Origin of the sequence: Sphingobacterium sp. 1.A.4 (genome assembly GCF_002734245.1) — a bacterium.
GTDB lineage: Bacteria > Bacteroidota > Bacteroidia > Sphingobacteriales > Sphingobacteriaceae > Sphingobacterium > Sphingobacterium tenebrionis.
Genome location: NZ_PEAZ01000023.1, coordinates 41925 through 54513 on the forward strand (window position 1 = coordinate 41925; position 12589 = coordinate 54513).

At 41.6% G+C, this 12589-nt stretch carries 11 protein-coding genes; 7 read left to right on the top strand and 4 right to left on the bottom strand.

Annotated elements, in window-relative coordinates:
* Positions 1-96 precede the first annotated feature (96 nt).
* The 6 genes from CRJ00_RS02325 to CRJ00_RS19090 all read left to right on the top strand — a co-directional run bounded on the left by CRJ00_RS02325 (position 97) and on the right by CRJ00_RS19090 (position 6297).
* Positions 97-2373, top strand: coding sequence for an ATP-dependent helicase (locus CRJ00_RS02325; RefSeq protein ID WP_099365294.1), 2277 nt, complete (start codon positions 97-99; stop codon positions 2371-2373).
* Between the two features lie 45 nt (positions 2374-2418).
* Complete coding sequence (locus tag CRJ00_RS02330; RefSeq protein WP_099365295.1) at positions 2419-3159, top strand: DUF4290 domain-containing protein; 741 nt, start codon at positions 2419-2421, stop codon at positions 3157-3159.
* Positions 3160-3183: 24 nt separating this feature from the next.
* The gene (murA, locus tag CRJ00_RS02335; protein WP_099365296.1) at positions 3184-4509 is read left to right on the top strand and encodes a UDP-N-acetylglucosamine 1-carboxyvinyltransferase; all 1326 of its coding nucleotides are present in this window, start codon (positions 3184-3186) and stop codon (positions 4507-4509) included.
* Between the two features lie 125 nt (positions 4510-4634).
* Complete coding sequence (locus tag CRJ00_RS02340; protein ID WP_099365297.1) at positions 4635-5270, top strand: YceI family protein; 636 nt, start codon at positions 4635-4637, stop codon at positions 5268-5270.
* 247 nt (positions 5271-5517) lie between these two features.
* Complete coding sequence (gene rlmH / locus CRJ00_RS02345; protein ID WP_099365298.1) at positions 5518-5991, top strand: 23S rRNA (pseudouridine(1915)-N(3))-methyltransferase RlmH; 474 nt, start codon at positions 5518-5520, stop codon at positions 5989-5991.
* 174 nt (positions 5992-6165) lie between these two features.
* Positions 6166-6297: a hypothetical protein gene (locus CRJ00_RS19090; RefSeq protein WP_257213667.1), complete on the top strand. Its 132-nt coding sequence runs from the start codon at positions 6166-6168 to the stop codon at positions 6295-6297.
* Positions 6298-6794: 497 nt separating this feature from the next.
* Here CRJ00_RS19090 and CRJ00_RS02350 read toward each other — a convergent pair whose 3' ends face one another.
* Both CRJ00_RS02350 and CRJ00_RS02355 read right to left on the bottom strand, forming a co-directional pair.
* Positions 6795-7256, bottom strand: coding sequence for an NUDIX domain-containing protein (locus CRJ00_RS02350; protein WP_099365299.1), 462 nt, complete (start codon positions 7254-7256; stop codon positions 6795-6797).
* Positions 7257-7280: 24 nt separating this feature from the next.
* Positions 7281-8018, bottom strand: coding sequence for a hypothetical protein (locus CRJ00_RS02355; RefSeq protein ID WP_099365300.1), 738 nt, complete (start codon positions 8016-8018; stop codon positions 7281-7283).
* 142 nt (positions 8019-8160) lie between these two features.
* Between CRJ00_RS02355 and CRJ00_RS02360 the strand changes: the two genes are divergently transcribed.
* A complete protein-coding gene (locus CRJ00_RS02360) occupies positions 8161-10578 on the top strand; it encodes an alpha-ketoacid dehydrogenase subunit alpha/beta (protein ID WP_099365301.1) in 2418 nt (805 codons plus the stop codon).
* Between the two features lie 37 nt (positions 10579-10615).
* Here the strand turns inward: CRJ00_RS02360 and CRJ00_RS02365 are convergent, their stop codons facing one another.
* Both CRJ00_RS02365 and aroC read right to left on the bottom strand, forming a co-directional pair.
* Entirely contained in the window at positions 10616-11479 is an 864-nt protein-coding gene (locus tag CRJ00_RS02365; protein WP_099365302.1) for an ROK family protein, read from the bottom strand.
* Positions 11469-12566 carry a chorismate synthase gene (gene aroC / locus CRJ00_RS02370; protein WP_099365303.1) on the bottom strand — a complete coding sequence of 366 codons (1098 nt, stop codon included), beginning with the start codon at positions 12564-12566 and terminating at the stop codon, positions 11469-11471. Before aroC ends, CRJ00_RS02365 begins: the two co-directional genes overlap by 11 nt.
* Positions 12567-12589 lie beyond the last annotated feature (23 nt).

Below are 12589 nucleotides of genomic sequence, written 5' to 3' on the forward strand. Positions count from 1 at the left end.
TCTAACACCTCCCATCTATTGTCTACTCCATGTATTTTTCGTAATTTTGAGTCCCCATAAATAGAGGCAATAGATATTTAAACTTAGGAGCGAATTTTGGATTTTTTAGCAGGATTAAATCCTTCCCAGCGAGCGGCTGTCGAGCAGACTCAAGGTCCGGTGATGATTGTAGCAGGTGCAGGATCTGGAAAGACACGTGTGATAACCTATCGGGTGGCCCATTTGATTCAAAAGGGCGTTGATCCATTCAATATATTAGTATTAACCTTTACCAACAAGGCTGCGAAAGAGATGCGTGAGCGTATCATGAAGGTGGTTGGTCAAGAGGCGAAGAACATCTGGATGGGAACTTTCCACTCCGTTTTTGCCCGTATCCTACGGGTGGAGGCTGAACTGATCGGCTATCCCCGAAATTTTACCATTTACGATACAGACGATACCAAGAGCTTATTGCGCGCCATCTTGAAAGAGATGAACCTGGATGATAAACTGTACAATGTGAACCATGTATATGGTCGGATTTCATCAGCAAAGAATAACCTGATCTCTCCGCAGGAATATAATAAGAACGAAGCCATTATGGCGGAGGATATCGCCAATGGAAGGGGACAATTGGGACAGATCTACATGACCTATGCGCAACGTTGTTACCGCGCCGGGGCCATGGATTTTGACGATCTATTGTTCAAGACCAATGTGCTGTTGAACAAACATCCCGATGTGCTGTACAAATACCAGCATCAGTTCAAATACCTGATGGTGGATGAGTATCAGGATACTAACTTTTCCCAGTACCTGATCGTGAAAAGACTGGCAGCGGTGAACGAGAATATCTGTGTGGTAGGGGATGATGCGCAAAGTATCTATGCCTTCCGCGGTGCCAATATCCAGAACATCCTGAATTTCCAGAAGGATTATCCGGATGTGAAGGTCTATAAATTGGAGCAGAACTACCGTTCGACCAAGATGATCGTCAATGCAGCGAACAGCATCATCGCCAACAATAAGAATCAATTAGAAAAGAATGTATTCTCCGACAATGAGGATGGAGAAAAAATAAAAGTTACACGTGCTTTTTCGGATAATGAAGAAGGAAAGATTGTTGCTGAGGCCATTTTGCAGGAAAAATCGCTTAAGAGCTTAAACTTCAAGGATTTTGCAATCTTATATCGTACCAATGCGCAATCCAGGTCCATGGAGGAAGCCCTTCGTAAGCTGGGAGTTCCCTATAAACTATATGGTGGAACCTCCTTCTACCAACGTAAGGAAATCAAGGACCTAATCGGGTATTTCCGATTGACCTTTAACCCGAATGATGAAGAAGCCTTAAAACGGGTGATCAATTATCCTCGACGCGGAATCGGTGATACTACCGTAGACCGTATCATGGTGGCTGCAGACCAAAACCAACTTAGGCTTTGGGATGTGGTAGCCAATGCGCAGATGTTTTTGGACGGGAGGAGCGCAGGTTCAGTGACCAATTTTGGGATCATGATCCAAAGTTTCCAGGCAATGGCCAAAACCAATACGGCATTTGATACCGCCATGTATATTGCCCAACATTCCGGCATATTAAAGGATCTTTACGAGGATAAATCTGTTGAAGGCCTTGCTCGATACGAGAATATCCAGGAATTGCTGAACGGTATTAAGGAGTTTTCGGAGAGGGAGGACCTGGAGGAAAAAGGCCTGGATGTGTTCATGCAGGACATCGCTTTATTGACCAACGATGACAACGATAAGGATCCAAATGCAGATACGGTTTCTTTGATGACTATACATGCCTCTAAAGGATTGGAATTTCCGGTGGTATTCATCGTAGGACTGGAGGAGAATCTATTTCCATCGCAGTTGTCACTCAATTCCCGCTCGGAATTGGAAGAGGAACGCCGATTGTTCTATGTGGCAGTTACACGGGCAGAAAAGAAATTGCATCTTTCCTATGCCACCTCACGCTATCGTTGGGGAACCTTAAATAACTGTGAGCCAAGCAGATTCTTGGATGAATTGAACCCAAGTTGTTTGGATTTGGATTTCAAACCGCGAAGTTCTGCGGTTGGATCCGAGGATTTTCAATCAGAACGCGTATCTTGGCAGCGTAAAGAGACAGGCGATGTGTTTTCCAAACCGAAACCAAAGGTGGTGAAAACGACATCGATATTGCCGAAGGCACATAAACCTACCGAAGGTTTTGCGCCATCGGATACATCCAACCTGCAAGTAGGGATGGAAGTGGAGCATGAAAGATTTGGTTTTGGGAAGGTGATCAACCTGGAGGGAAATAAACCGGATATTAAAGCAACTATTTTTTTCAAAGAGTTGGGACAGAAGCAATTGTTGCTTAAATTTGCCAAACTGAGAATCGTGGAATAATCCAAGAGTAATAAAATAAATTACCTGTACGGTAAAACAATAAATATGATTTTTGACTATAACAGTACCAGACCTAAACTTATCCTAGCTGAATATGGTAGGAATGTGCAGAACATGGTCGATTACATCTGTACCTTAACAGATCGCGAAGAACGTAATCGCCTAGCACAAGTGGTCATTGATATGATGGGTGTTCTGAACCCGCATCTACGCGATGTATCGGATTTCAAACATAAACTATGGGACCATCTTTACATCATTTCTGATTTTAAGATCGATGTAGATTCGCCATACCCGATCCCGACCAAAGAAAATATCCACCACAAACCGGATTCCCTAAAATATCCGAACCATAATATCCGTTTCAAACATTATGGTTATACCGTGGAAGAGATGATCCGAAAAGCAAAAGCAGTTTCCAATGAAGAGGCTAGACAGAAAATGACTGTTGGCATCGCCAATTTCATGAAGATGGCCTACCTGACCTGGAACAAGGATTCCGTATCGGACGAACAGATCCTGAATGATCTTTCTATATTGTCCAACGGCGAACTGTCCCTACCAGCGGATACGGTATTGACCAAGGTTGATTTCAAAACGCCGCCTCCAGGGAACAGGATGAAGAGCACAGGCGGTAGTTCGAGTTCTGGTGCTAGCCAACAGAACAACAACCAACGCAAATACAACAACAATAATAATAACAATAACAACAACAATAAGAAGATGTCGAATTCCAAACGCCCGATGAACAATCCGGGTGGAAGGAAGAATAATTACCAAAAATAATTCATCGACTACGCTATATATCTTATGAATGCATTCGAAATTCATGGTGGAAAACCATTGAAAGGGGAGATTGTTCCTCAGGGCGCGAAAAATGAAGCCCTACAGATTATTTCAGCCGTATTATTGACGGAAGAAAAAATGACCATCAGCAACATCCCTGATATTAAGGATGTGAACAAATTGATCGACCTATTGGCTGCCTTAGGGGTGAAGGTCAATAGAGTAAATCAGGATACCTACGAATTCGAAGCCAGGGACATCAATATCGATTATTTCCAATCGGAAGAATTCAAACGCAAAGGTGGAAGCTTAAGAGGTTCCATCATGATCGTTGGTCCTTTGTTGGCGAGATTCGGTAAAGCTGCTATTCCTAAACCAGGAGGTGACAAGATCGGTCGCCGCCGTTTGGATACCCATTTCTTGGGATTCGAAAAATTAGGGGCTAAGTTTGTTTATGATGCAGAAAACCACTTTTTCAATGTAGATGCTACCCAGTTGAAAGGAACCTACATCCTATTGGATGAAGCATCTGTAACAGGTACGGCAAACATTGTCATGGCTGCAGTTTTGGCAAAAGGAACAACTACGATCTATAATGCTGCTTGCGAGCCTTACCTACAGCAATTGTGTAAGATGTTGAACCGCATGGGGGCAAAAATCTCCGGAATCGGTTCTAATCTATTGACCATTGAAGGGGTAGAGCGTTTAGGTGGTACGGAGCATAGAATGTTGCCGGATATGATCGAAATCGGTTCTTTCATTGGTCTAGCGGCAATGACTGGATCCGAGATCACGATCAAGGATGTGTGTTTCCAGGAATTGGGTATTATTCCAACGGTATTTTCCCGCTTAGGAATCAAATTTGAGCTTCGTGGCGACGATATATTCATTCCTGCACAGGATCATTACGAAATCGACACCTTTATTGATGGGTCGATCCTGACCATTTCTGATGCTCCATGGCCTGGTTTTACGCCAGATTTGTTGAGTATCTGTTTGGTAACCGCTATCCAGGCGAAAGGAAATGTATTGATCCACCAGAAGATGTTCGAAAGCCGTTTGTTCTTTGTGGATAAATTGATCGATATGGGTGCTCAGATCATTCTTTGTGATCCACACCGTGCAACCGTGATTGGATTGAACAAACAGACGAAATTACGTGGTATAGAAATGACCTCTCCGGATATTCGTGCCGGGGTTTCGCTATTGATCGCCGCATTGTCTGCTCAAGGAAAATCAACGATCTATAACATTGAACAGATCGAAAGAGGATACCAAAATATTGAAGAAAGGTTGAAAGCTTTAGGGGCGGATATCCGTCGTGTAGAAGCGCAACCTGCCGGACATTAATTATTTTTACATCGTAGTTTAAAAATACGATTGTCGTATTAATGTTAAAAAAAGTTCAAAGGGTTGCCCATATAAAAGGGCAACCCTATTTTTGTGCCATTAATTAAATGTTTCAACATATAAAAATGAGAAAAATCACATTATTATCAGCTATCGCTGCTCTTGTATTAGCATCTTGTGCTGGAAACCCTGAAGGTAAAAAAGCGGAAACCAAAGATTCAGTTGCCGTAGAAAACACTACTGCTGTTGCAGGATCGGTTTACAATGTAGACACTACTGCTTCTAAATTGGTTTGGAAAGGTACTAAAGTAACTGGTGCACACACAGGTACTGTAAACATCAAATCTGGATCGATCACTGTTGATGCTGGTAAATTAACTGGCGGAAACTTTGTATTGGACATGAACAGCATCAGCTCTACTGACTTGGAAGGTGAATACAAACAAAAATTGGATGGCCACTTGAAAGCTGATGATTTCTTCGCTGTAGCGACTCATCCGGAGGCTTCATTCACAATTACTGAGGTTAAAGCAGGTGCAACTGATCAAGATTTAGTGATTTCTGGAAACTTAGTGATCAAAGGAATCAGCAAAAACATCACTTTTGATGCAAAAGTAACAGAAGCAACAGAAACTGATGTTAAAGCAACAGCTAACTTCAATATTGAGCGTGCTCAATGGGGAGTGAACTATGCAGGTAAAGAAGATGATTTGATTTCTAAAGAGATCAACTTTGACGTTACTTTGGTAGCTAAAAAATAAATAGGCTTTTAAGGGATTTTGAAAGGTCGGCTTGTGCGCTTTTATTAATCCTGGTTAGGCTTTAGGAATATGAGGCAATCCTTTTCATAAAGGGTTGCCTTTTTTGTTTATTTTTGGGCTTGGGATGTGTAGGGAAGGGTTTGGGATGGATGGTGATGTGTTTGGAATGGTTGGTGATGTGTTTAGAATGGTTGTTGATGAGGTTGGATGGAAAGGGTGGAAATATATTTGATTTAATTTACTTGGAATGAAGATTACGTTGGTCTGTATTGGAAAGACAGATGATAGACATATTTTGGATGGAATTGATGTGTATACAAAGCGCTTGAAACATTATTGTAATTTTCAATTGCAGGTGATTCCGGATTTGAAGAATGTGAAGAACTTGAGCCAGGAACAGCAGAAGGAAAAGGAGGGAGCTTTGTTGTTGAAGAGCGTGAGCAACCAGGATTTCGTGATTTTATTGGATGAACGGGGGAAGGAATTGAGTTCTGTGGAGTTTTCGGCTTTTTTGGAGAAGCAGATGGTTTCCAGTGTGTCGAGTTTGGTGTTATTGATCGGCGGGCCATATGGGTTTTCGGAGGAGGTATACAAAAGAGGGAATTATAAGCTTTCTTTGTCACGGATGACCTTTTCGCACCAGATGATCAGGATGTTTTTTGTGGAGCAGTTGTATCGGGCTTATACGATCATGAGGGGGGAGCCATATCATCATGAGTAGATAGGTTGAAGGATTTTATTGAGGGGGATTGCTGGGTTTTGAGGAGAGAGATGGTAATTTTTGCATAAGGGGAATGTTGGTTGTTGGTAATTTTTGAAGAAATTTTATGTAAATTAGGGTTTGGTTGCATCTAATAATTAAATCATTCAAGAATTAAATAAGAAAGGGAGTGTTATGGATTTAGATAAATTTAAAAGAGATTATAAGTATAAGAGTCAAGAAGGGGCACATGGTGGTGATGTCAATAAATGGATAATAATTATTGGTGGTGCTGTGGTAGTGGCTTTGGCTTATTTTTTTAGGTAGGAGTTTTTTTAAGTAAGAGTTCTTTTTAAGTAATAGTTCTTTCGGCTAGGACTCTCGTCCTATTTGTTATCTCGTTTTACTATCTCGTCATTGCGACATTATCGTCATTGAAACTTTATCGTCATTGCGAGGAACGAAGCAATCTTTCGACTTAAATAAAGATTGCTTCGTTCCTCGCAATGACGATTTTTTTTGATGGTTTTTTTTCTTTTAAAGATAATTCATCATCATAAAAAACAGCCTATCCTAATAATTAACAATTGTACAACAATAAACAACCCCAATAAACAACATAACTACACCTCAAAAAACTCCAAAAAAATAAGGCGATACGGGGAGTATCGCCTTAAAATCACACTAACTATTAATAAAACCCTATAGAACTAGGTGTTTTCAAAACATAAATCTTGAATTTGGATTCTCATCTCATCTCCAAGACCTACTGTAAAAGTAAAAACCTTTTGTTATAATATCAAATAAAAGTTGCAACATTTATATTATAATTTGATTTTATCTGCAACTTTTAAAAATTCTAACCAAGCAACTTGATCCGTTTTAAACGTAAAATCTTTCGCCTGTAATACCTTTAAAGGAATCAAACGAAAGGATTGTAATTTACCTTCAATAGACTCCTCCCGAAAATCAAAAACTTCTGTCCTGATCTTCAGATCCACTACATTCAAACACTTCACCTGGTAGTAAATGGAAATTATCTGGCTCTCGTTAAAGCTCGATTTCTCCCAAAAATCGGTTGTATAGATGTGTCTCACCACTTCTATTTCCATCCCCGTCTCTTCCTGATACTCTCTTTTAAGGGCGTCTAACAGACCTTCCCCATATTCTAGTCCTCCACCAGGAAACTTCGTAAATGAAACGTTTTCGGTGCGCTCATCACTGATCAATACCTCTCCACGCTCATTCACCAGGATGCCATACACCCGGACATTGAATAAATACATAATATTATTAAATTTTTATTTGGACTATAGGGGTTGAAAACCCGATTCAACCGCTTCCGAATCTAATCCAACCAATGAATAATGTTTTGGTAGAAACCAGGAAATGGTATTCATCGACTGCTGATATTCCCGCTCATTCGCAAAGTTCTTTGGCGTAAGATTCAGCACCAGGTCCTGCGAAACTTTTTCTTCATCGGTATAATTCCTAGCGATCAACATGACCATCGGATTTCGAACGCCTGAATATTGTAGGAATTCACTCATATGTCGCCTCACATAGGCAGGTAGGATCTCCTCGGATGGTTGACCAACAAGGATCTCCTCATCGCTTCCGATTGCAAAATCACCCGTGTTCTTGGAAAATAGGCTCTCATCGGTGTAATATTCGCCATTCAATTCCAGGTTCAACAGATCCCCATAACTGAACATCCAATCCGGCTGCTCCTTATGGGTATTGATCGCCACCCCAAATCCGCTTTTTAATAAGGTCGAAAGTTTATTTTTTATCACATAGGCATGGAAATTCTCCCCATTGGCCACCGTTTTTAGGTTAAAGTAGGGGAAGCCCTCCGTACTCATAATGATCTCAGGTTCGGCTACCTGTAAATTCGCTTCGGAAATATTTTCAATAAAGGCTGCAATCCATTTCCCATCCCGTTCGGGCAAAGGGATCTCTAATAGGTTGTTGACAGCAATGGTTTTCTCTAGATCACCAAAATTTCCTGCGCCGTTGCTAGCATCAAAAAAATGGATATTACTCATGTTAAAATAAAAATACGGCTAAAAGTAGTGAATAAAGTCCTAATGTTAAGTGATTAATTCAAATTACATGGGATTAAACCTCTCTTCGGATTAAGATATACAGGTTTATTTTATTACTTTTGTTAAAACAGGAAACACTTTAATGTCAGATTTAAACGCGACAAGACCAGTGCAATTTAATTCAGAGAAAATTAGTTATGAGGAATTCCGCCAGGTCCTTATAGACGATTATAAACTAGCCGTTCAAAGCCGTATCGTAAGTTTGTTGGGAAGGAAAGAAGTGCTGACCGGAAAAGCAAAGTTTGGGATTTTTGGCGACGGAAAAGAATTAGCACAAATTGCTTTATCCAAGGTTTTCAAACCTGGAGATTGGCGTTCTGGGTATTACCGGGATCAAACCTTAGCATTTGCCTTAGGCATCAGCAGTATCTATCATTTCTTTTCCCAATTATATTCCAATCCCGATCTTTCCGCTGATACTTCCTCCGGAGGTAGGCAGATGGTGGCCCATTTCTCCACGAAATTATTGGATGAGGATGGCGAATGGTTGGATCAGACCGCTCAGGTCAACTCCTTTTCGGATGTATCTACTACAGGTGGGCAGATGGCCAGGATTCTCGGCCTCGGCTTAGCCTCTAAACTATATCGTAACAATCCAGGGCTTTCTCACAGTGAAAAGTTTACCAAAGATGGTCAGGAAGTAATCTTCTGTACCATTGGAAATGCATCTACCTCGGAAGGTGTGTTCTGGGAGACGGTGAATGCCGCTGGGGTAAAACAGATTCCTGTCGTGATCTCCATTTGGGATGATGGCTATGGGATTTCGGTGCCTAATGAAATTCAAACAACCAAAGGGGATATTTCCAACGTGTTGAGGGGATTTCAGGAGGATGAGTCAGGACAAGGCTATCAGATCTTTAAGGTCAAAGGATGGGATTATGCCGGGCTTTGTGAGGTGTACGAAAAAGCTGCAGAATATGCTCGTGAGCATTGCAAACCATGTTTGGTGCATGTATATGAAATGACCCAACCTCAGGGACACTCTTCCTCGGGTTCGCATGAAAGATATAAATCTCCCGAACGCTTGACTTGGGAGACCGATTTTGACTGTAATGACCGCATGCGGGAATGGATGTTGAGTTCGGGTATTGCTGATGAAGAGGAATTAAAACAGATTGAATCAGAGGCCAAGGATTTTGTTCGGCAAGAACAGAAACGTGCCTGGTCAGATTATAAAAAGACCTTACAGGTTGATCTTACGGAAGCCGTTGAGTTGCTTAAGGGGATCAATCACCACGCAGTGGAAATTCCGTTGAAAACTTTATTGTCCATTACAGAGCCTTCTCTAAAGGAGGTTTATGTCAATGTTAGAAGGGTGATCAGGGAGCTACGCGGGGTGGAAGTTGCTGGAAAAGAAGAGTTATTGGCTTGGTACAAAAAAAGTCAGGAGCTTAATAATTTCCGCTTCAACGATAAGTTGTATTCTTCTACGCAGCATTCTCCGCTAAAGGTGGAGGAGATTCCTGCAAACTATGATGCAGATGCGGCTATTGTAGATGGTAGGGAAGTACTGAATGCCTGCTTCCGAGCTAATTTTGATAAGGATGCTCGTTTATTGGCATTTGGAGAAGATGTAGGGAAAATTGGAGATGTGAACCAAGGTTTTGCTGGACTACAGGAGGAATTTGGTGAACAACGTATATTTGATACTGGAATTCGGGAGACTGCCATTATTGGGAAGGGTATTGGGCTTGCGGTACGTGGTTTCAGACCGATTGCTGAGATCCAATACCTCGATTATCTGATCTACGCATTTCCTGTATTGAGTGATGATCTGGCAAGCTTGAGCTATCGGACTAAAGGTCAGCAGAAGGCGCCTTTGATCGTGAGAACGAGGGGGCACCGTTTAGAAGGCATCTGGCATTCGGGTTCTCCGATGTCAGTTTTATTGGGCGGGCTTCGCGGAGTGCATATCTGTGTACCAAGGAACATGACGCAAGCTGCTGGTATGTACAATACCTTATTAAAAGGGGATGAACCAGCATTGGTCATCGAATGCTTGAATGGGTACCGTTTGAAAGAAAAAATGCCTGCAAATATTGGTGATTTCACCGTGCCGATCGGCAAGGCAGAGCTGTTAAGGGAAGGATCTGATATCACTGTTGTTTCCTATGGCTCTACGCTAAGGATCGTTCAAGAGGCTGCATTGGAATTGGATAAGGTCGGAATTTCGATTGAAATTATCGACGCACAATGTCTACAACCTTTTGATAGGGAAGCTATTTCAGCAAAATCATTGGAGAAGACCAATAGATTATTGGTTGTCGATGAGGATTTTCCAGGAGGGGCATCAGCGTTCATTACCCATGAGATTTTAGAAAAACAAGGTGGTTATTACTTCCTAGATGCTAAACCTAGGACTTTGACTGCTAAAGCACATAGACCGCCATACGGATCAGATGGTGATTACTTCACCAAACCTGCTGTAGATGATGTGGTAGAAACTGCTTATCAGATCATGTCTGAAAGCAATCCAAAAAAATATCCTCCTTTGTTCTAAGGAGGATATTTTCCGATTTAAGATTTAATTACCTGATTTATTGTTCTTCGTTTGAAAATAGGGAAGCAGCACCAATAATGGCCGCATGTTCCTGGTATTTGCCTATGGAGATGTCCAAACCTTCCAAAAGGGATTTATCTTTAAAAATAAGATCCCATGCCTTTACGATATTTCCGCCAATAATCAAATGCTTACATTGATGCTTTTGGCTAAAGAAATGAAGGAAGCTGGCTAGGTTTTGACTATATTCTTTTAATAATTGATCAACTTCTGCGCCTATGTTGTTCTCCAGAATCTCACGCAACCCTTTTTCTGATTTTCCGCTCAATTCCTCAAATCTTTTGGTGAACCAACGGGTTACCAAATATTCTTCATAGATGGAATCCTGATAGGCTGTGTTCCATAGATCCGCATCGAATGCCTTTTCGCCATTCCGCCAAACAGCCGATCCCAATCCTGTTCCTAGAGTTACCCCCAGGACACAATCTTTATGTTCCAGTCTACCTCCGAAAACTTCACCCTGTAAAAATGCCGCAGCATCGTTGATGTAACGAATATGGAGGTTTTCATCTCCGATTCCCTCAATAATAGGGTCTGTTACCGGAACTTTATAAATGCTATCGTATTTTGCCTGCCCCTTCATCAGTGGGATTCCCTTTTCATAATCAAAGGGACCGGGTGCTGCAATGCCGATTTGGGTCACTTGGGATTCCATTTTGGCCAAGCAGTTTTTCATGTTGGAGGTCCATTCTTGAAAAATCGATTTAGCATTTTGCAGCGAATTAACATGCGAACGCGTGATAGTTTTTTCAATAATTGTCCATGTCGACCTGTCGACAATAGCAGATGTAATATGTGAACCCCCGATATCGCAGGATAGAATATAGTCGCTAATAGGCATTATTTAAATAAGCATTATGTTTCAATAGGTGATCTGCAATCACCAATGCCGCCATCGCTTCCACGATGATCACAGCACGAGGTACCACGCAAGGATCATGACGTCCCTTGCCAGAGATTGTAGCCTCTTGGCCTTCCTCATTTATTGTTGCTTGATCACGCATGATGGTTGCCACAGGTTTAAATGCAGTTTTAAAGGTAATATCCATGCCGTTGGAAATGCCGCCTTGGATACCACCAGAAAAATTGGTTAATGTTTTTACTTTAGCATCTTCGTTGACAAATATATCATTATGTTCTGAACCTTTCATAAAGGAACCTTCAAAACCTGAACCATATTCAAAACCATGCACTGCATTGATCCCCATCATTGCCTTGGCAAGATCGGCATGCAGTTTGTCGAATACCGGCTCCCCTAAACCCACTGGTACATTGCGGATTATGGTTGAGATTCTTCCGCCAACGGTATCCCCATTTTTACGGATGCCATCGATGAATTCTGCCATTTCAGCTGCTGTTGCAGGGTCTGCGCAGCGAACAATATTTGCCTCTCTGGTCTCCAATAGCGCAGAAAGATTTGTAACATCGATATTTGGCGCTTCAATATGGCCAACACCAGAAACATGTGCGAATACTTCGATACCATGTTTCTTTAAAAATAGTTTTGCAATAGCTCCAGCGGCTACCCGAGCAGCTGTTTCGCGAGCAGATGAACGACCACCACCACGATAATCACGGATACCATATTTTTGTTGGTAAGTGTAATCGGCATGTGAAGGTCTGAATTTATCTTGGATATGCGAGTAATCTTTAGAGCGTTGATCCTCGTTGGGAATCACTATAGCAATCGGCGTTCCGGTAGATTTTCCTTCGAAAACTCCCGAAAGGATCTGTGCAGTATCGCTTTCCTTCCGTTGGGTAGTAATTTTAGATTGGCCTGGCCTGCGTTTATCCAATTCCGATTGGATAAATTCCTCATCGATGTCGATTAATGATGGACAACCATCAATAATTACCCCGATAGCCTTCCCGTGAGATTCACCAAAAGTGGTAATCTTAAAAATATCGCCAAAAGAATTTCCTGCCATAATGCTATAATGCCCGTAAATAT

Excerpts from the sequence above, each read along its gene's own strand:
- CRJ00_RS02330 (WP_099365295.1), top strand. The coding sequence starts at position 2,419 with ATGATTTTTGACTATAACAGTACCAGACCTAAACTTATCCTAGCTGAA.
- CRJ00_RS02350 (WP_099365299.1), bottom strand. The coding sequence starts at position 7,256 with ATGTATTTATTCAATGTCCGGGTGTATGGCATCCTGGTGAATGAGCGT.
- CRJ00_RS02355 (WP_099365300.1), bottom strand. The coding sequence starts at position 8,018 with ATGAGTAATATCCATTTTTTTGATGCTAGCAACGGCGCAGGAAATTTT.
- CRJ00_RS19090 (WP_257213667.1), top strand. The coding sequence starts at position 6,166 with ATGGATTTAGATAAATTTAAAAGAGATTATAAGTATAAGAGTCAAGAA.
- murA (WP_099365296.1), top strand. The coding sequence starts at position 3,184 with ATGAATGCATTCGAAATTCATGGTGGAAAACCATTGAAAGGGGAGATT.
- CRJ00_RS02360 (WP_099365301.1), top strand. The coding sequence starts at position 8,161 with ATGTCAGATTTAAACGCGACAAGACCAGTGCAATTTAATTCAGAGAAA.
- CRJ00_RS02340 (WP_099365297.1), top strand. The coding sequence starts at position 4,635 with ATGAGAAAAATCACATTATTATCAGCTATCGCTGCTCTTGTATTAGCA.
- CRJ00_RS02365 (WP_099365302.1), bottom strand. The coding sequence starts at position 11,479 with ATGCCTATTAGCGACTATATTCTATCCTGCGATATCGGGGGTTCACAT.
- rlmH (WP_099365298.1), top strand. The coding sequence starts at position 5,518 with ATGAAGATTACGTTGGTCTGTATTGGAAAGACAGATGATAGACATATT.
- aroC (WP_099365303.1), bottom strand. The coding sequence starts at position 12,566 with ATGGCAGGAAATTCTTTTGGCGATATTTTTAAGATTACCACTTTTGGT.